This is a genomic window from Sphingomonas plantiphila (assembly GCF_046000505.1).
Classification (GTDB): Bacteria; Pseudomonadota; Alphaproteobacteria; order Sphingomonadales; family Sphingomonadaceae; genus Sphingomonas; species Sphingomonas plantiphila.
Genome location: NZ_JBELQC010000001.1, coordinates 1739541 through 1757149 on the forward strand (window position 1 = coordinate 1739541; position 17609 = coordinate 1757149).

Genomic DNA, 17609 nt, shown 5'->3' on the forward strand with positions numbered 1-17609 from the left:
ATGAAGCGTACCCATCTTCCCCTCAACGGCATGCGCGTCCTCGACGCGGCGGCGCGGCATCTCTCCTTCACCCGTGCGGCGGACGAACTGGCGGTAACCCCGGCGGCGGTCGGCCAGCAGATCCGCGCGCTCGAGGATACGCTGGGTGTGGTGCTGTTCCGTCGCACGACCAAGGGGCTGGAATTGACGCCGGAGGCGGAGGCGGGTCTCGCCGCGCTGCGCGCGGGCTTCCTGCAGTTCGAGGAATCGGTGCGGGCGATGCAGGCCGGGCAGTCGAGCAAATCTCTGACCATCGCCGCGCCGCGTGACCTCACCGAAAAATGGCTGATGCCGCGCCTCGCGGAGATTGCACGCGAGGACCCGGAACTGCGCTTCGTGCTGATCGCGGCGGATGAGGCGATCGACTTCACTGAGGCCAATCTCGACCTCGCGATCCGCTGGGGCGAGGGGCCCGGCGAGCATGAGGGCGAGGCGCTCGAGAGTGACGGCATGGTGACCGTCGCAAAGCCGGGGGCACGTGCGGACACGCCAATCGGCTGGCCCGGTTGCGTATCGGAGGATGGCGTCGCTCTGGTCCGTGTCGGCGACGCCGGCCTCGCGCTCGATGCCGCCGCCGAAGGTCTCGGCCGCGCCACCATCCCCGAACTGCTCGCGCGCGGGGATATCGAGGCGGGACGCGTCGCGGTAATCGGCGATCCGATCGCGTCGCGGCTCGGCTATTGGATGGTCGCTCCGCTGCCGCAATGGCGGCAGAAAAAGGTGAAGGCGCTGGTCGAGGCGCTGGGCGAGGCGTGATGGCGCGCTGGCCATGGCTCGCCGCCCTCGCGGTCGCCTTGGCTGTCCCGGTATTGGCCAGCACCTATTCCACCGTCGAGAAGACTTGTCCCGTCGGTGGTCAGAAATTCAAATTCCAGCAACTCGGCAGCATATCGACCTGGGATGCGTTGCCGGACGGCATGCCGATCGGGTCGGGTCTGTTCCCCATCGCGCTACCGCTATGCCCGGGCAACGGGCTGGTCATGTTCCGCGATTTCACGCCGGAAGAAGTGGCGAAGCTCGCGGCCTATATCGAGGGCGAAACCTATCGCGGGCTGCGCGCCTCGGGGGAAACGCCCTATTACCTCGCCTTCCATACCGCCCGCATGCTCGGCGATGTCGGTCCCGACTGGCTGCTGCTTTCCGCTAGCTGGGAGGCGAAGAATGCGGGGCCCCCGGCCGCCGCGCGGGCGGCGCGCTACAATGAAGAGTTCGTCGGTCTGGCCAAGGCCCGTCCCGCCGACCCCGGCGATTTCGAATCGATCGCCCTGCGCGCGCGGGCCGCAAATGCCCTGCGCGAACTGGGCCGGTTCGACGAGGCGGAGGCGCTGCGCGCGAGCATCGTGATCGCATCTGATGCGGGTGGCGATACAGAGGATGCCAAAGAGTATCGCGAGGGCTGGACCAGCTATCTCGATGCGCTGGCCGCGCCGATCGCCCGTGCCGACCCGACGCGCGCGCCGATCGACATGATGCGCAACGAGCAGGCTGCCTATCGTTGCCTCGCTCGCGCCTATGCCGCAAAGTATGACGAGCCGGAGCCGCCGGCGCTGACGCCGTTCGAGGTGCAATATTGCGCGCGGCCAGAACTCGCGGGGACGATTGCGGAGCTCCGGAAGGAGCTGGCCGAACGGTGACCACCCTCCGCGAGACGGTGGTGCTGGAAACGCTCCGGCTGATCCTGCGGCCCCGCCGGGTCGAGGACGCCGAGGCGATGTTCCCGAGCTTTGCCGATCCCGACCTGATGACCTACTGGTCTGGTGCCCCACATCGGAGCGTGGAGGATACTCGCGCAGATTTCCGTCGTCATGCCTCCGACTGGCGCGCCTGGGCGGTGACGCTGCGCGGCGATGATACTGCGATCGGCATAGTCGCGGCAGGCGAGAAGCGGCAGGGCGACGTGACCGAGCTCGGCTATTTTCTGGCGCGCGCGCATTGGGGCAGCGGGATCGCGCGCGAGGCGGTGAGCGACCGCATCTTCGCCGAGGGGCAGCGCAAGGTGTTCGCGGACACGGACCCCGACAATGCGCCCTCGCGCGGGCTGCTCGAACGGCTCGGCTTCAAACAGGAAGGGTATCTTCGCGCCGAATGGAAGACCCATATCGGTGTCCGCGACACCACCATCTACGGCCTGTTGAGCGAAGAGTGGCTTGATCGAAAGCGAAACCAGCCGTGAGCGCGCTGCCGATCCTCGAAACCGCGCGGCTTCGGCTGCGCGGGATCGGGCCGGACGATGCGTCGGCAATGTTCCCGGTGCTGTCCGATGACGCCTTGATGACGTGGTGGTCCAGCGCGGCACATCGCGACGTTGCCGAGACCCGCGCCTATCTGACCTATACGCCCGATCCGGAAGCGATGCGCAGCTGGGCGATCACCCTTTGCGACGGAAGCCCGGCGATCGGGTGGGTGACGGTGATCCGTCGTCGCCCCGGGGTGAACGAGATCGGCTATATTCTCGCGCGCGACCATTGGGGATCGGGCATCGCGAGCGAAGCGGTGGCGCGGGTTCTCGACCTGCTCTTCCGGGACGAGGGACAGCGGCGCGTGTTCGCCGACATCGATCCCGACAACAGTGCATCGTGCTCACTGGTCGAACGGCTGGGCTTCAGGAGGGAGGGGCTTCTGCGCGGTGCGTGGGAAACTCATATCGGGGTGCGCGACAGCGTTATTTACGGCTTGTTGCGCGACGAATGGCTTACTGCGCGGCCAGTTGGGCGATCAGACGGTTCATCAGGTTCATGAAGGCCGTCTGCTGAACACCGGCATCGGTGCGCGTCCACCCGCCGGTGACCGCGTACCAGTTGCCCTTCCTGGTCTTGAGCAGCCAGCTGCCATAGATCACGCCGGTTTCCGACCCGCCCTTGAACCCGGCATAGTCGAACAAGGCAGCGCTCGGCGTGCCCGGATTGGCCGCCATGATCTGCAGCGCGGTATCGCCGCCCTGCGTGCGCAGCCAGTCGAGCAGCGCCGCCTGATCGCGCGGCGTGGCGAACCATTCGACGTCGAGCGCAAGCGGCTTTTCCCCGAACAGCGCGGCATCGATCCTTGTTTCGGCGATCTGCGTCTTGTGGTCGGCCAGAAGCTTGCGCCGCGCGTCGGGGCCCACCGATTTCCATTGCGCCGCCAGCCGGGCATTGCCGGGGGTCTTGAGCCGGAACGCCTCCATCGTCGTCAGCACGGGCAGCGTCGCGCCCGGGTCGCGCGCCCCGCCGCGCGCCACCATCGCGTCGACCTTGTCGCGACCCAGCGTCCGCATCAGCGTGTCGGTCGCTGTATTGTCGCTGAGCGAGATCATCAGCGTCGCTAGCGTCTGCAGCGTCACCGGCGCGTCCATCGGCCAGCTCTGGGTGATGCCCGAGGGCAGCGAGCGCTGCCCGTCGATCCGTGCCACGTCGTCCCACCGACGCTCGCCCGCCTGGACCTGCCGCGCCGCTTCGGCGAGCACCCACAGCTTGAAGGTCGAGCCGAGCGGCATTGCCTGGCCGCCGCCATGTTCGAACCGCGGCGTTATCCCCCGGCCCAGGGCATAGACTCCGAACGCGGTGCTTCCGGGCAGCGCCCGGAAATCCGCCTGCACCTTTTGCGCATTGTCTTCGCGCGGTTCGATGCGCGCGATGAGCAGTCCGGTCACCGCATGGGGCGGCGCGGGATCGATCGTCAGCTGGATCGTGGCGATACCGCGCTCGAAGCCGAGCAGAACGGTCGCTTCATGCGGGGAGGTTACCGTGACCTTCTCCACCGCTCCGATCGCGCCATATTGGGCGACGATCTGCGGGCCGATCGCATCGAACTTGTCCTTGGGGATCTGCGCTCTGAAGCTTGATGCGAAATAGGCGTCGAAATCACCCTTCGCCGCGACGATTGCGGGCAAGTCCGCGATCCGCTGGGTCAGCGCCGGCGAAGGTTGCACCGTCGCGGGCGTGGCGGTCGAGGAGGGTGTCTGGGCGATCGCCGGCGCGATGGGCGTGGCCAGCAGGCAGAGGGCGAGGAGCTTGATGCGCATGGTCGTCCTTTCGGAGGTCATTCGGGTTGGTTGGGATCGCGCCCGGCGTCGAGCGCGGCGATTTGCTGGTCGAGCGACCGGGCGGCACGACGGTTCAGGCCGAGCACCATCCAGAAGGTGGCGGCGATCACGCCAGCACCGATCGCGCCAATGACGAGTGCAGCGGCGAGCGGCATGCGTTGCGCGCTTTCATGGACCATCGCCCCCACGAACAACGTCATGCCAGGCATGAACGGGCCGAGATACCAGCGGGCGACACTCGCCAGCGCGTCGCGCTGCTCGACCAACTGGCTGCGTAGATAGCCATGGGCATCACGGGCCAGCGCGGCGGGGTCGTCGTGCGGGCGGCGGCGCCACAGGTTCCACATCACCGCGCAGGTTCCCACAATCGTGACGATACATGCGACGCGCATCGGCCATGCCTGCGCGTCGAGCGCGAAGCGACCGAAGATGAAGATGACCAGCAACCCGGCGGCATATTCGATCAGGTCGCGCCGCAGCACGCGCCGCTGCAACAGCCGGGATCGGCGAGCGAGTTCGTCGTGCGACAGGCCGCGAGCGTCGCGCTCCTGCGCAGTCCACAAGGTGATGAAGGGATCGCTCATGCGGGGTCTCCCTGGGCGAAATGGCGGGTGAGCATGGCCTTGATGCGATGCACCTTCACCGCGACATTGGTGGAGGACAGGCCGGTGATCTCCGCGATGACGCGGGCCTCCAGCCCTTCGAGATAGAGCAGCATGACGCTGCGGTCGGCGGGTTCGAGGGTCATGATCAGAGCGCGGATCCGCGTCAGCGTCTGCACCTCGCCCGCCTCGACTTCCGGATTGGCGTTGGTTGGCAGATCGCCTGCTTCCTCCAGCGTTACCAGCCGTGCCGACCGGGCGCCGCGTGCCGCATGGGTCGCGGCGACGTTGTGCGCCACGCGATAGACCCAGGTACCGAGCGCGCAGCGCCCGTCAAATCCGGCGAGGCTGCGCCATAGCGCGAGATGGATATCCTGTTCGAGATCGCGGGCGCGGTCGCCGTCGCGCTCGATCGCGCGGGCGAGCCGGGCGATCGCGGGAGCATGGCCGCTGCAGGCTTCGGCATAGAGCCGGTCCTGCGCCTTGGCGGTCTGTTCATTCGGGGCGGTCATCGCGTCCATGCCCCCTTTAGTCGCGGGCGACGCGGGCATCTTACACCGGGATGCGAAAAAACTCCCGGGTCAGGCGTCGATCGCTTCCTCGTCGAGCCGCGCGGCGTTTTCCTGGATGAATGCGAAGCGATGCGCCGGGTTGGTCCCCATCAGCCGGTCGACCAGATCCTTCACCTCCGCGCGTTGCTCATATTCCTGCGGCAGGGTGATGCGCAGCATGCCGCGCGTCTTCGGGTCCATCGTCGTTTCGCGCAGCTGGGACGGGTTCATCTCGCCCAGGCCCTTGAAGCGCGACACCTCGACCTTGCGGCCCTTGAACGGACCCGCCTCGATCTCCGCGCGATGCGCGTCGTCGCGGGCATAGAGGCTCTTCGCCCCCGCGGTCAGGCGGTAGAGCGGAGGCTGGGCGAGATAGAGGTGTCCGCGCCGGACGATGTCGGGCATTTCCTGGAAGAAGAAGGTCATCAGCAGCGTGGCGATATGCGCGCCATCGACATCGGCGTCGGTCATAATGACGATCCGCTCATAGCGCAGATTGTCGGGCACGCAGTCCTTGCGCGTGCCGCAGCCCAGCGCCTGAATCAGGTCCGCAATCTCCTGGTTCGCGAGAATCTTGGCCGATGTCGCGGATGCGACGTTCAGGATCTTGCCACGGATTGGCAGGATCGCCTGCGTCTTGCGGTCGCGTGCCTGCTTGGCGCTGCCGCCCGCGCTGTCGCCTTCGACGATGAACAGTTCGGTACCCGCAGGATCGTCGGCGGAGCAGTCGGTGAGCTTGCCCGGCAGGCGCAGCTTGCGGCCGCTGGTCGCGGTCTTGCGCTTGACCTCGCGCTCCTGCTTGCGCCGCAGCCGGTCGTCCATCCGCTCGAGCACATAGCCGAGCAGCGCCTTGCCACGCTCCATCTTGTCGGTGAGGAAATGGTCGAAATGGTCGCGCACCGCCTTTTCGACCAGCGCCGTCGCCTCGGGCGAGGTCAGCCGATCCTTGGTCTGCGACTGGAATTGCGGATCGCGGATGAAGACGCTCAGCATCAGTTCGCTGCCGACCATGATGTCGTCGGCGGTGATGTCCTTGGCCTTTTTCTGCCCGACCAGGTCGCCGAACGCGCGGATCCCGCGCACCAGCGCCTGGCGCAGTCCCTGCTCGTGCGTGCCGCCATCGGGGGTCGGAATCGTGTTGCAGTACCAGCTGTAGCTGCCGTCGCTCCATAGCGGCCAGGCCACCGCCCATTCGACGCGCCCGGCACCGTCCGGAAAATCCTGCTGCCCCGAAAAGAATTCGGCGGTCGCGCCCTCGCGCGTGCCGAGCTGTTCCTTGAGGTGGTCGGCAAGTCCGCCGGGGAACTGGAACATCGCCTCGGCCGGGGTATCGTCGGTGATCAGCGACGGATCGCACTTCCAGCGGATTTCGACGCCCGCGAAGAGATAGGCTTTCGACCGCGCCAGCTTGTACAGCCGCGCGGGCTTGAAGTGCATGTCGCCGAAAATCTCGGTGTCGGGGGTGAACGCGACGCTGGTCCCGCGCCGGTTGGGCGCCGCACCGACGGCCTCGATCGGGCCGAGCGTCTGCCCCTGGCTGAAACGCTGGCGATAGAGCTGACGGTCGCGCGCTACCTCCACCACCATGTCGACCGACAGCGCATTGACCACGCTGCTGCCCACGCCGTGCAACCCGCCAGACGTTGCATAAGCCTTGCCCGAGAATTTGCCGCCCGCGTGGAGCGTGGAGAAGATCACCTCCAGCGCCGACTTGTCGGGGAATTTGGGATGCGGATCGGTCGGGATGCCGCGACCGTTGTCGACGACGGTGAGGCGATTGCCGACCTCCAGCGTCAATTCGATGCGGCTGGCATGGCCCGCCACCGCTTCGTCCATCGCATTGTCGAGGATTTCGGCGGCAAGATGGTGCAGCGCGCGTTCGTCGGTGCCCCCGATATACATGCCGGGCCGGCGGCGGACCGGCTCGAGCCCCTCCAGCACCTCGATCGAGGCTGCGTCATAGCTGTTGGAAGGGGTGGCGGAACCGGACTGGAAGAGATCGGACGACATTTGTTCTGGCTAGTGCCCGGAGCGGGGCGGGGCAAGCGCGGGTGTTGCTGCAAGGCAACATGTGTCAGGAAATTCGGAATGGCGAGGGAAAGAACCACGGCGCGCCTCGTTGTGCCCCTCGCAAGTTCAATCGGAGTATCCTGTAAATGCGTATGCGTACCCTGTTGGGGGCCACTGCGGCCGCCCTGACCATCGTTGCCGCCCCCGCCATGGCGCAGGACGGCGAAGCCCAGTTCGAGGGCTTCTATGTCGGCGGTTCGGTGGGCTACACCGTTCAGAACAACGATGTCGGCGAGCGGATCGATTTCGACGCGGGCCAGAACGGCACGTTCGGCGACACGATCACCACCGCCGCCGGCGCAGACGCGTTTTCGCCCGGCTTCTGCAACGGCGCGGCAACCGGCAACGCCAATGTTGCCTGCACCAACGACAAGGACGACATCGAATATTATGGCCGCATCGGCTTCGACAAGCAGATGGGCAAGATCGTGGTCGGTGCGGTCGCCGAGTTCGGCAAGAGCGAGGTGCGCGACAGCGTGACCGCGTTCAGCACCACCCCGGCCTATTACACGATGACGCGCGAACTCGACTGGAACGGCGCGCTGCGCCTGCGCGCCGGCTATGTTGCGGGTGAGAGCACGCTGTTCTACGCGACCGGCGGCGGCGCCTATGCCAAGATCGACCACAGCTTCAGCACCAGCAACGGTGCGAACAGCTTCGCGGTCACCGGCGACGATGAGGCCTGGGGCTGGCAGGCCGGTGGCGGCATCGAGCAGAAGCTCGGCCGCAACTTCTCGGTCGGCCTCGAATATCTCTACAGCCGCTATGACGACGATGACTCGCGCGTCGCGGTCGGTCAGGGCACGGCGGGCGCAACCAACCCGTTCGTGCTGGCGGGCGGCGCCGATTTCCGTCGCAGCACCGATCGCTTCGATTTCCACTCGCTGCGCGCGACCGCGGCGTTCCGCTTCTGAACCTGAATCCCGGGCCACCCGGGGGTGCGGGCGGCGGAGCGATCCGCCGCCCGTTTTCTATGCCGCCTCGATCCGTTGCAGGAAGCGCCTGGTCGACTCGTCGAGCGCGCGCGCGGTCTCGGTCAATGCGCTTGCCGCGACGGCGACGCGATCGGACAAGTGTTCGGTCTCTCCCGCCATGGTCGCGACGCCCCGCACCCGCTCGGCCATGAAGGCGGCGCCGGTCGCGGCCTCGCGCGCGGATCGGTCGATCGCCCCGACGGTTTCGCGCTGCGCGTCGACGGAGGCGCGAATCGCCTCGGCAGCGGTGGCGAGATCGCCCACCATCGCGGTGATCTCGCTGAGTGCGTCCTGCGCCACCTCCGCGCCACCGTGCATCGAATCGGCGAGCAGCCGGATTTCGCCGGTCGCGCGGGCGGCCTCTCCCGCCAACTGCTTCACCTCGTTTGCGACCACCGCGAATCCGCGACCGGCATCGCCTGCGCGCGACGCTTCGATCGTCGCGTTGAGCGCGAGGAGATTGGTGCGGGTCGCGATCTCATGGATCGAATCGGCGAACCCGGTGATCGTGTCCGATCGCTCGGTCAGCGCCGCGACGGCGCCGCGTCCACCGTCGGAAATACTGCTGGCATCGTCGCTGCGGCGCGCCTGCTGATCGGCGCTGGCGGCGATCGCGGTGATCGAGGTCGACAGCTCGCGGAGGCGGGCGGAGAGAGTCTCGGTCGCGCCGGACGTCTGCACGGCGCTCGACGCGGTGTCGGCGGATTCGCGGCTCGCGCGCCGCGCGACGCCGTTGAGCGATGCGGACAGCTGCTCGAGATCGGCTGCTGCGGTTCCCACCGACGCGACGATACCTGCCATCGCTTCCTGAAAGGCGATTGCGATTTGGCGGTGATCTTCGCGCCGCTCCTGCTCCGCCGCGCGGCGCTGAGCCTCGGCGTCGCGCGCCAGCGCCTCGCGTGCGGCACGGGCTTCGGCCTCGCGGCGGGCTGCGGCGGCGCTCTCGGCCATCGCGTTTTCAGCCTGGACCCGGCGCTGCTCGGCGATCTCCGCCGCCCGGTCGCTCGCATCGAGCGCGTCGCTCTGGCGCTGGAGCAACGCGCGCAGGGTCACGGTCAGGTAGATCAGCACCGACGCCTGCATCACCACTGCGATCGCGTGGAAGAGCACGCGGCCGAGATCGCCCGCGCCCGAAAAAACCCAGGCGGGAGCGGCATATTGCAGGATCAGATGGTGGAGCGCGATCAGCGCGGAGGCGAGGACGATCGGGCGCCAGTCGCAAAGGATCGTCAGCGCGCCGAGCGCGACGAAGAAATACATATGCCCGTCCATCTGCCAGGCATCGCCGCTCAGCGCATAGACGATCAGTGCCGGCTGGACCGCGGCGAGCGTGCCGAGGATCAGCCGAGCGGACAGGTCGACCCGGCGCTGGCGCACCATCAGCGTGGGCAGGATCATCGCCCCGATGCCGAGGACCGCGAGCGGTAGCGCCTTGTCGCTTCCGGCTGCCCAGGTGAGCAGCATCAGGCCCAGCGTGTTGATCCAGCTGGCCGCGACGAGCACTGCGGCGCCGCGTTTCTGCATGGCTGAAAGGTCGTGCGGGGTCATGACGGCTGGCGGTCCGCGCCGCACCAGATGGCGGGCGCTGCGAGAATCAGGACGCCGCCGGTGACGAGCGGGGCGAGACGGCGACGTTCGCCACGCACGATCAGCATGTTCCCAAGCGGGCCGCGACCGGCGATCTCCACGCCAGCGTCGATCGCGGGTTGTACGAGCCGTCCGGCATCGCGCCCGTCGAGCGCGAACAGGATCAGCGCACCTTCACGCGGTGGATAGAGCGCAAGAACGCCCGCCCCGCCAAGGACGAGCAGGGCTTGGGCAGCAACCGAACCGAACCGGAGCAGGGAGGCGGGAACGAACACGCCACCGCGATATCGGCGCCATGGTTAAAAGAGCGTTGACCCTAGCGCGCGGGTGAGTCCCGTCGGATTTTAGCGGACACGGGGGCCGCCATAGGGAAGCGGCGGCGGCGGGCGCCGGTCGCGGCGCGGGAGTTGCGCCTGATAGGCGTGGCCGCAATGCTCGACGCAATAGGGGAAGCCGGGATTCACCTTGTCCCCGCAGAAATGGAAGTCCGGCTCGCCCGGATGGCCCAGCGGCCACTTGCAGATGCGGTCGTTCAGGTCGAGCAGCGAGGTCTTGCCCTCGATCTCCTTGCTCGGCTTGGCCGGAACCAGGCGACGCGGCGGGGCGGGCGCGATCGGCGGCGCCTGCTCGCCCGGATTCTGGCGAATGAAGCCGCCGGGGCCGACGGAACGCAGCACCGGGCCGTCGGGACGGGGGGTGGGCGCCGTGTCCTCTTCGTCCGATTCGGGCGCGGGCGCGGGCGCCGGCGTGGGGGGCGTAGCAGCGGCCGGTGCGCGAGGCGCGGCGGCGGGCTTTGGCGCGGGGGCCGGGACGCTGGCGGGGGCGGCCGGTGCCACCGGGGCGGGCTTCGCCTCGGCCGCATTGGCTTTCACCGGCGACGGGCGCGAGGCGAGGCCAAGCCGGTGCGCCTTGCCGATCACGGCATTGCGGCTGACTCCGCCCAGTTCCTCGGCAATCTGGGTGGCGGTCAGCCCGCTGTCCCACATCTTGCGCAGCGTCTCGATCCGCTCGTCCGTCCAGCTCATTCGTCGTCCCTAAAGAATCTTCCCGTTGCCGGGCGTTGCGACAGCGGTTACCCGGCCTGACTATGGCCGACCAGTCCCCGCCGTCCGAATCCATGATCGCCCGCCCCGGCGTTCCGGTAATCCGCAACGTCAATTGGGGTGGACTGTGGACCCTCTATGTGAAGGAGGTGCGCCGTTTCTTCAAGGTGCAGCTCCAGACGATCTGGGCGCCGGCGGTCACGACCTTGCTGTTTCTGGTCGTGTTCACCGTCGCGCTGGGCGGGGGCGGGCGCACCGTGACGCTCGACGGACAGGGAATCCCCTTTGCCGATTTCATCGCGCCCGGTCTGATCGTGATGGGAATGCTGCAGAACGCCTTTGCCAATGCCAGCTTCTCGCTGCTCGTCGGAAAGATTCAGGGCACCATCGTCGACTATCTCATGCCGCCGCTGTCGACCGGCGAGCTGCTGGCCGCGCTTTGCGCCGGCGCCGTCACCCGCGCCTTTTGCGTGGGCGGCGCGGTGTGGCTGGCGATGGCGCTGTGGCCCGGGGTCAGCGTGACGCCGCACCACCTGTGGGCGATTCTGTGGTTCGGGCTTCTGGGATCGCTGTTCCTAGCGCTGATGGGGGTGCTGACATCGATCTGGGCCGAAAAGTTCGACCACGCCGCGGCGGTGACCAACTTCGTGGTCGCGCCGCTCGCGCTGCTGTCTGGCACCTTCTATTCGGTCGATCGCCTCGCCCCGGCGTTTCAGACGATCAGCCATGCCAACCCGTTCTTCTACATCATCTCCGGCTTCCGCTATGGCTTTCTGGGAGTAGCGGATTCGCCGATCCTGATCGGCAGCGCGGTGATCCTGGGGCTGGATATCGTGCTGGCGTTCGCCTGCTACCGGCTCCTGCGCTCCGGGTGGAAGATCAAGAGCTGACGATCAGAATAGCGGGCTGTCCGACTGGCCGGCCGCAGCGGGGATCGTAAAGCGGAATGTGGCGCCGACGTCCGGGTTGTCGCCGGCGGTCAGCGTGCCGCCATGCGCCTCCACGATCCGCTTCGAGATGTTGAGGCCGATGCCCAGCCCCGTTTCCGGCTTGGTGGAAGAGAAGCGCTGGCCCAGCCGGTCGGCGAAGTCGATCGGCAGGCCGATGCCGTTGTCGACGACTTCGATCTCGACCAGATGGTCGCTCTGCGCACGGGCGGCGATGCGTACCGCCGGCTCCCGCCCAGCCTGTTCGCACGATTCGAACGCGTTGCGCAGCAGGTTGACCAGCACCTGCTGCACCTGGATGCGATCGACATAAACCGGCGGCAGATCCGGTGGGAGCGTGACAACCAGCGTCCCCGCCACCCGCCGCGAGCCCACCTTGACCAGCTTCACGGCATCCTGAACGACGTCGGTCAGCGGCTCGCGGCGCAGCTCGATCTCGCGATTTGCGAGGAATGCGCGCAATCGTCTGATGATTCCGCCCGCGCGGAGCAGCTGGGCGGAGATTTCCGAGAGATACTCACGCACCTTCGCGTCGCCGTCGCGCTGTTCGAGCAGATAGGCTGCGGTCGAGGCGTAGTTGGTCGCGGCGGTCAGCGGCTGGTTGATCTCGTGCGCGATGTCGCCGGCCAGTTCTCCCATCGCATTCTGGCGCGAGAGGTGCATCAACTGGAAGCTGAGCCCGTTGAGCTGGTCTTCCATCGCCATTCGTTCGGAAAGGTCGCGCACGAATGCGATGCGCACGCGCTCGCCGTCCTGCTCGGCCAGCCCGAGCCGCAGCTCGGCGGGAAAGGTCGTTCCGTCGGAACGCAGGCCGGTGGTGAACTGCGCAAGCGCGGCACTGGCACCCGGGGCATCCGCGACCGCATCGAGCGGCCGCGAGAACAGCGCGGCGAGCGATTGCCCCTGAAGCTCGTGATCCTCGCAGTCCCACAACAGTCGCGCCGACCGGCTGTACGTGCGGATGTTCAACGCCTCGTCCGTCACGATCAGCGCATCGGGCGCGGTCTGAAGGATTGAGTCGAGACCGGCTTCGCGCTCTGCCAGGACCCGGTTCTGCTCGTTGGCGCGATAGGTCACGAAGATCAGCAGCATAGCGACCACCAGCAGGTTGCCCATCGCCATGACGAAGTGGAACTCGGCGTCGGTCATGCCCAGAACCGGTCGCAGCGAAACGAGGGCGAGCGACGGGAAGATCGCGCCGACGATGATCAACGGCTCCATGCGCTCCAGAATGCGCCACGGCGATGTCGCGAACCGCCGCCCGGCGACCGGGGATCCGGCGCTCAGAACGGTCACGAGCGCCAGGATGAACACGGGCAGTCCCGCCGTGGTCGATACTCCGACGAACCGGACATTCGCCTGTGCGTCATTCAGCGTGAACGCCAGCACGAGCAGGAGTGCCGCGAGCGCGGTACTGGCCAGCGGAGAGGCCAGTTGGTGCCAGCGTGGCGACGATGCCTGGGCGAACAGCGCGGCGGTGAGCAGCACCAGGACCGTCAGCGGCCCCAGCGGCGTGACGCGGCGGCCATGCAGCCACTGCATGCCGTCGGTACCGAGCAGGTTGTCGATCACCAGCGTCAGCAGCCCCACCAGATGCTGGACCACCAGCAGGGCGATTGCGGCCAGCGCGATGCCGTAAAGCCATCGCGCGACGCGCGGATGGCCGCGCAGAAACAGCAACGATCCCGATGCCAGCGACAGAAAGGTCAGCGCGGTCGCCGGATGAATCGCGCTGCCCGGATCGCCCAGGCCGCGCAGCACCGGGCTGTCGACGAGCCATCCCAGCAATACGGCGATGGGCATCAGCGCAGCGAGCGCCGCGCCGGCCGTCGCCAGCTTCACGGCCCTATCGTCGGCCACCTTCGATGTCTCGATCCATCCTGACTCCATCCCGTCACGCTCCCGCATCGCATCGGGATACGATCGAACCTCGGGATGCATGCGGTCAGATTAGGCCGGAAATTGGCCGGTGTCATTACGCGTTTGCATGGGCAGCGCGCGCGCCGAGGCCGCTTTCAGCCGCGCCGCGAGCCGCGATGTTGACGCTCCACCGCCGCGCGCCTAGGTTCCGGCCGGGCGGTTCGCAGTTGGGCCGCCCTTTTCTTTTGCGAAGGAGGCTGCCCGTGTCGATCACCCCGCTCATGCCCGTTTATCCGCGGTGCGATGTGCGTCCGGTGCGAGGTGAGGGCTGCTACCTGATCGGCGAGCGCGGCGAGCGCTATCTCGATTTCGCCGCCGGCATCGCGGTCAACGCGCTCGGCCATGGCCATCCGCAGTTCACCAAGGCGGTGCAGGATCAGCTCGCGACGCTGATGCACGTCTCCAACCTTTACGGATCGCCGCAGGGGGAGGCGCTGGCACAGCGCATCGTCGACAACAGCTTCGCCGACACGGTGTTCTTCACCAATTCCGGCGCCGAGGCGATCGAGTGCGCGATCAAGACCGCGCGCCGCTATCACTATGTGAACGGCAATCCCCAGCGGACCAAGATCATCACCTTCCACAACGCCTTTCACGGGCGGACGATGGGGGCGATCTCGGCGACCAATCAGGCCAAGATGCGCGACGGGTTCGAACCGCTGCTGCCCGGCTTCGATTATGCCCCGTTCAACGACCTCGACGCAGCGCTCGCGCTGGTCGACGAGAATACCGCCGGCTTCATGGTCGAGACGGTCCAGGGCGAGGGCGGGATGACCGCCGGTACCCCCGAGTTCATCCAGGGGCTGCGCAAGGCGTGCGACGAACACGGCATGCTGCTGATCCTCGACGAGATCCAGTGCGGCTATGGCCGCACCGGCAAGTTCTTCGCGCATGAGCATTACGGCATCACGCCGGACATCATGACCGTGGCGAAGGGGATCGGGAACGGCTTCCCGCTCGGTGCCTGCCTCGCCACCGAGGAAGCGGCCAAGGGCATGGTGTTCGGCACGCACGGATCGACCTATGGCGGCAATCCGCTTGCCATGGCGGCGGGGATGGCTGTGCTCGACGTGATGCTGGAGCCCGGCTTTTTCGAGCATGTCGCGAAGATGGGCGACCGCCTGCGCGCCGCATTCGAGCAGATGATTCCCAATCACGACCATCTGTTCGACGAGATTCGCGGCAAGGGCCTGATGCTCGGCATCAAGCTCAAGGAACCGGCGGTGGCGCGCGATTTCGTGGCGCATCTGCGCGACAATCACGGCCTGCTGACGGTTGCGGCGGGGGAGAACGTGTTCCGCGTTCTGCCGCCGCTGGTGATCGAGGAAAGCCATATCGCCGAAGCGGTCGAAAAGCTGAGCGCCGGCGCGCGCAGCTACGCGCCGCTTGCCGACGACTGATCCCAATCCTCCAAGGGAGGAATGTTCGTGACCTACCGGAATTTCCTGAGCCTGTCCGACGCGGGGGCCGACGGCCTTGCCGCGATCCTGTCCGAAGCGATCGAGCGCAAGGCGGCGCGTGCCGGCTGGCCGAAGGGACGCATCGACGCCGATGCGCCGCTGGCCGGGCACACGCTGGCCATGGTGTTCGAAAAGAACTCGACCCGCACCCGCGTCAGCTTCGAGATGGCGATCCGCCAGCTCGGCGGCAGCGCGGTGGTGCTCGACGCCGCGACCAGCCAGCTTGGCCGGGGCGAGACCGTGGCCGACACCGCCCGCGTCCTGTCGGGCTATTGCGACGCGATCATGGTGCGCACCGACGACCATGCCAAGCTGCTGGAAATGGCCGAATATGCCACCGTCCCGGTGATCAACGGCCTGACCGACGACAGCCATCCGTGCCAGATCGTCGCCGACCTCCAGACGATCCTCGAAAGCGGCAAGGCGCTTCCGGGCCTCAAGGTCGCCTGGCTCGGCGATGGCAACAACGTCCTCGCCTCGATCGTCGAGGCGGCGGGGCTGATGCATTTCGACGTCGTTGCCGCCTGCCCGCAGAGCTTCTCGCTGCCCGACGCGGCGATGGCGCTGGGCAAGGGGCGCGCGACCTGCGTCAACGATCCGGCGGAAGCGGTCGCGAACGCCGATGTGATCGTCACCGACACCTGGATCTCGATGGGCCAGCTCCACGCCGACGCCAAGCTCGCCGCGCTCGCCCCCTATCAGGTGACCGAAGCGCTGATGGCGCAGGCCAAGCCGGACGCGAAGTTCCTCCACTGCCTGCCCGCGCATCGCGGCGAAGAGGTGACCGAAGCGGTGATCGATGGGCCGCAATCGCTGATCTGGCCCGAGGCGGAGAACCGCCTCCACGGGCAGAAGGCGGTCCTGCGCTGGTGCTTCGGCCAGATCGGGTGAGTTGAACGGGCGGGGGCGACACCCTATCTCCCGGCCGTTCCCCGAAACCCGTTTGCCCTGAGCTTTTCCAAGGGCGGTTCCCTCTTCCTCCGCACGGGCGAGACGAGGGAATGGGCTTCGACAGGCTCAGCCCGAACGGATTTTCGACGATGACTGCGACCACCGATCTCGACCGCACGGTCAACTTCACCATTCCCGCACGCCATGCGCGCGGACGGCTCGCGCGGCTCGGCCCCGTGCTGGGCGAGATTCTGGCCGCGCACGCCTATCCCGCGCCGATCGAACGGCTGCTGGCCGAGGCGCTGACGCTGACTGCCTTGCTCGGATCGATGCTCAAGGATGCGGGCGGCCAGCTCACCCTGCAGGCGCAGGCACAGGGCGGCATCGTCAGCCTGATGGTGTGCGATTACAAGGGCGGCGAACTGCGCGGCTATGTTCAGTTCGACGCTGACCGGCTGGTCGAACTGGGCGAGAACCCGTCGCTCTACGCGCTGTTCAACCAGGGCTATCTGGCGGTCACCTTCGATCAGGCGACGACCGGCGAACGCTATCAGGGCATCGTTCCCCTCGACGGCGGCTCGCTGGCGGATGCTGCGGAAGCGTATTTCGACCAGTCCGAGCAGATTCCGACGCTGATCCGGCTGGGCGTCGGCCATGACGCGGCGGGCAATTGCATCGGTGGTGGCCTGTTCCTCCAGCACCTCCCCGAGGGCGAAGAGGGTGGCGAGCGCCTGCATGCGCGCGAAACGCATCCCGAATGGGAGCATATCGAGGCGCTGGGTGCCACCATCGGCGCGGACGAACTCGCTGACCCCGCCATTCCGCTCGAAACGCTCGTCTGGCGCCTGTTCAACGAGGAGGAAGTGCGCGTGCTCGGCGGCGCCGATCTGGTTCGCGGCTGCCGCTGCGATCCCGACTATATCGGTTCGGTGCTGGCGAAGTTCACGGCCGAGGATCGCGCGGACATGGCGGAGGACGGGATCATCACCGTCGATTGCGCCTTTTGCGCGAAAAAATTCCCGATCGCGGTCGAAACGCTTTCCTGACTGGAATTGTCAGGGAAATGACAGACGAACTGTGCTAGGACAGCGGTGAAATGAAAATGCTTCGCTCCTTGTTTGCCGGTGGTGCGCTGATCGCGGCGCTGGTCACGGGCTATGCCGTTGCCGCGCAGGGCAATGGCCTGACGGCGCTCGCCCGGATCGAGCGGGGCGAATGGACGCTGCGCGCCCCCGACGGGACCGCCCGCGCGATCTGCGTCACCGATCCGCAGATGCTCCTCACGCTCCAGCACCGCGGCGCCAGCTGCAGCCGGTTCGTGGTGGAGAATGGAGCGAATGGCGGCCGCATCACCTATGACTGCCCGGGCATCGGCAAGGGCGATACCCGCATCACGGTGGAGACGCCGCGCCTGATTCGCCTGGAAACGCAGGGGATCAGCCGGGGGCTCCCGTTCACCTACGAATATGAAGGGCGGCGGACCGGCACCTGTGGCTGACGTTTC

Annotated in this window: 18 protein-coding genes; 10 read left to right on the forward strand and 8 right to left on the reverse strand. The window is 67.2% G+C overall.

Annotation, left to right across the window (positions count from 1 at the left end):
• The 4 genes from ABS767_RS08250 to ABS767_RS08265 are packed head-to-tail and all read left to right on the forward strand — an operon-like array spanning window position 1 to window position 2778.
• A complete protein-coding gene (locus tag ABS767_RS08250) occupies window positions 1-795 on the forward strand; it encodes a LysR family transcriptional regulator (RefSeq protein ID WP_408077867.1) in 795 nt (264 codons plus the stop codon).
• Complete coding sequence (locus ABS767_RS08255) at window positions 795-1673, forward strand: hypothetical protein (RefSeq protein WP_408077868.1); 879 nt, start codon at window positions 795-797, stop codon at window positions 1671-1673. The genes ABS767_RS08250 and ABS767_RS08255 overlap by 1 nt, the downstream gene beginning before the upstream one ends.
• Window positions 1670-2212, forward strand: coding sequence for a GNAT family N-acetyltransferase (locus ABS767_RS08260; RefSeq protein WP_408077869.1), 543 nt, complete (start codon window positions 1670-1672; stop codon window positions 2210-2212). The genes ABS767_RS08255 and ABS767_RS08260 overlap by 4 nt, the downstream gene beginning before the upstream one ends.
• Window positions 2209-2778 carry a GNAT family N-acetyltransferase gene (locus ABS767_RS08265; RefSeq protein ID WP_408077870.1) on the forward strand — a complete coding sequence of 190 codons (570 nt, stop codon included), beginning with the start codon at window positions 2209-2211 and terminating at the stop codon, window positions 2776-2778. Before ABS767_RS08260 ends, ABS767_RS08265 begins: the two co-directional genes overlap by 4 nt.
• Here the strand turns inward: ABS767_RS08265 and ABS767_RS08270 are convergent.
• The 4 genes from ABS767_RS08270 to parE form a co-directional block, all read right to left on the reverse strand.
• Window positions 2732-4039, reverse strand: a complete 1308-nt coding sequence (locus tag ABS767_RS08270; RefSeq protein ID WP_408077871.1) for a serine hydrolase — start codon at window positions 4037-4039, stop codon at window positions 2732-2734. The genes ABS767_RS08265 and ABS767_RS08270 overlap by 47 nt on opposite strands.
• Before the next feature lie 17 nt (window positions 4040-4056).
• A complete protein-coding gene (locus ABS767_RS08275; RefSeq protein ID WP_408077872.1) occupies window positions 4057-4644 on the reverse strand; it encodes a hypothetical protein in 588 nt (195 codons plus the stop codon).
• On the reverse strand, window positions 4641-5174 hold the full coding sequence (locus ABS767_RS08280) for an RNA polymerase sigma factor (RefSeq protein ID WP_408077873.1): 534 nt from the start codon (window positions 5172-5174) through the stop codon (window positions 4641-4643). The genes ABS767_RS08275 and ABS767_RS08280 overlap by 4 nt, the downstream gene beginning before the upstream one ends.
• Window positions 5175-5243: 69 nt before the next feature.
• The gene (gene parE / locus ABS767_RS08285) at window positions 5244-7223 is read right to left on the reverse strand and encodes a DNA topoisomerase IV subunit B (RefSeq protein ID WP_408077874.1); all 1980 of its coding nucleotides are present in this window, start codon (window positions 7221-7223) and stop codon (window positions 5244-5246) included.
• A 146-nt stretch (window positions 7224-7369) separates the two neighbouring features.
• Here parE and ABS767_RS08290 point away from each other — a divergent pair, with 146 nt between their 5' ends.
• Window positions 7370-8197 carry an outer membrane protein gene (locus ABS767_RS08290; RefSeq protein ID WP_408077875.1) on the forward strand — a complete coding sequence of 276 codons (828 nt, stop codon included), beginning with the start codon at window positions 7370-7372 and terminating at the stop codon, window positions 8195-8197.
• Between the two features lie 57 nt (window positions 8198-8254).
• Here the strand turns inward: ABS767_RS08290 and ABS767_RS08295 are convergent, their stop codons facing one another.
• The 3 genes from ABS767_RS08295 to ABS767_RS08305 form a co-directional block, all read right to left on the reverse strand.
• Window positions 8255-9781 carry a methyl-accepting chemotaxis protein gene (locus ABS767_RS08295; protein WP_408077876.1) on the reverse strand — a complete coding sequence of 509 codons (1527 nt, stop codon included), beginning with the start codon at window positions 9779-9781 and terminating at the stop codon, window positions 8255-8257.
• Window positions 9782-9801: 20 nt separating this feature from the next.
• Window positions 9802-10119, reverse strand: a complete 318-nt coding sequence (locus ABS767_RS08300; protein WP_408077877.1) for a hypothetical protein — start codon at window positions 10117-10119, stop codon at window positions 9802-9804.
• Window positions 10120-10188: 69 nt separating this feature from the next.
• Window positions 10189-10869: a GcrA family cell cycle regulator gene (locus ABS767_RS08305; RefSeq protein WP_408077878.1), complete on the reverse strand. Its 681-nt coding sequence runs from the start codon at window positions 10867-10869 to the stop codon at window positions 10189-10191.
• Between the two features lie 62 nt (window positions 10870-10931).
• Between ABS767_RS08305 and ABS767_RS08310 the strand changes: the two genes are divergently transcribed.
• Complete coding sequence (locus tag ABS767_RS08310; protein WP_408077879.1) at window positions 10932-11777, forward strand: ABC transporter permease; 846 nt, start codon at window positions 10932-10934, stop codon at window positions 11775-11777.
• A gap of 3 nt (window positions 11778-11780) precedes the next feature.
• Here ABS767_RS08310 and ABS767_RS08315 read toward each other — a convergent pair whose 3' ends face one another.
• Window positions 11781-13775 (reverse strand): sensor histidine kinase, encoded by a 1995-nt coding sequence (locus ABS767_RS08315; protein ID WP_408077880.1) that lies wholly within the window; start codon window positions 13773-13775, stop codon window positions 11781-11783.
• 182 nt (window positions 13776-13957) lie between these two features.
• Between ABS767_RS08315 and ABS767_RS08320 the strand changes: the two genes are divergently transcribed.
• From ABS767_RS08320 to ABS767_RS08335, 4 genes are all read left to right on the forward strand, one after another.
• On the forward strand, window positions 13958-15154 hold the full coding sequence (locus ABS767_RS08320; protein ID WP_408077881.1) for an aspartate aminotransferase family protein: 1197 nt from the start codon (window positions 13958-13960) through the stop codon (window positions 15152-15154).
• 21 nt (window positions 15155-15175) lie between these two features.
• Complete coding sequence (gene argF, locus ABS767_RS08325) at window positions 15176-16105, forward strand: ornithine carbamoyltransferase (protein ID WP_408077882.1); 930 nt, start codon at window positions 15176-15178, stop codon at window positions 16103-16105.
• Window positions 16106-16254: 149 nt separating this feature from the next.
• Complete coding sequence (locus ABS767_RS08330; RefSeq protein ID WP_408077883.1) at window positions 16255-17151, forward strand: Hsp33 family molecular chaperone HslO; 897 nt, start codon at window positions 16255-16257, stop codon at window positions 17149-17151.
• Between the two features lie 56 nt (window positions 17152-17207).
• Entirely contained in the window at window positions 17208-17603 is a 396-nt protein-coding gene (locus tag ABS767_RS08335) for a DUF3617 domain-containing protein (RefSeq protein WP_408077884.1), read from the forward strand.
• Window positions 17604-17609 lie beyond the last annotated feature (6 nt).

Excerpts from the sequence above, each read along its gene's own strand:
- ABS767_RS08250 (WP_408077867.1), top strand. The coding sequence starts at position 1 with ATGAAGCGTACCCATCTTCCCCTCAACGGCATGCGCGTCCTCGACGCG.
- ABS767_RS08255 (WP_408077868.1), top strand. The coding sequence starts at position 795 with ATGGCGCGCTGGCCATGGCTCGCCGCCCTCGCGGTCGCCTTGGCTGTC.
- ABS767_RS08270 (WP_408077871.1), bottom strand. The coding sequence starts at position 4,039 with ATGCGCATCAAGCTCCTCGCCCTCTGCCTGCTGGCCACGCCCATCGCG.
- ABS767_RS08275 (WP_408077872.1), bottom strand. The coding sequence starts at position 4,644 with ATGAGCGATCCCTTCATCACCTTGTGGACTGCGCAGGAGCGCGACGCT.
- ABS767_RS08280 (WP_408077873.1), bottom strand. The coding sequence starts at position 5,174 with ATGACCGCCCCGAATGAACAGACCGCCAAGGCGCAGGACCGGCTCTAT.
- parE (WP_408077874.1), bottom strand. The coding sequence starts at position 7,223 with ATGTCGTCCGATCTCTTCCAGTCCGGTTCCGCCACCCCTTCCAACAGC.
- ABS767_RS08290 (WP_408077875.1), top strand. The coding sequence starts at position 7,370 with ATGCGTATGCGTACCCTGTTGGGGGCCACTGCGGCCGCCCTGACCATC.
- ABS767_RS08295 (WP_408077876.1), bottom strand. The coding sequence starts at position 9,781 with ATGCAGAAACGCGGCGCCGCAGTGCTCGTCGCGGCCAGCTGGATCAAC.
- ABS767_RS08305 (WP_408077878.1), bottom strand. The coding sequence starts at position 10,869 with ATGAGCTGGACGGACGAGCGGATCGAGACGCTGCGCAAGATGTGGGAC.
- ABS767_RS08310 (WP_408077879.1), top strand. The coding sequence starts at position 10,932 with ATGGCCGACCAGTCCCCGCCGTCCGAATCCATGATCGCCCGCCCCGGC.
- ABS767_RS08315 (WP_408077880.1), bottom strand. The coding sequence starts at position 13,775 with ATGCATCCCGAGGTTCGATCGTATCCCGATGCGATGCGGGAGCGTGAC.
- argF (WP_408077882.1), top strand. The coding sequence starts at position 15,176 with ATGTTCGTGACCTACCGGAATTTCCTGAGCCTGTCCGACGCGGGGGCC.
- ABS767_RS08330 (WP_408077883.1), top strand. The coding sequence starts at position 16,255 with ATGACTGCGACCACCGATCTCGACCGCACGGTCAACTTCACCATTCCC.
- ABS767_RS08335 (WP_408077884.1), top strand. The coding sequence starts at position 17,208 with ATGCTTCGCTCCTTGTTTGCCGGTGGTGCGCTGATCGCGGCGCTGGTC.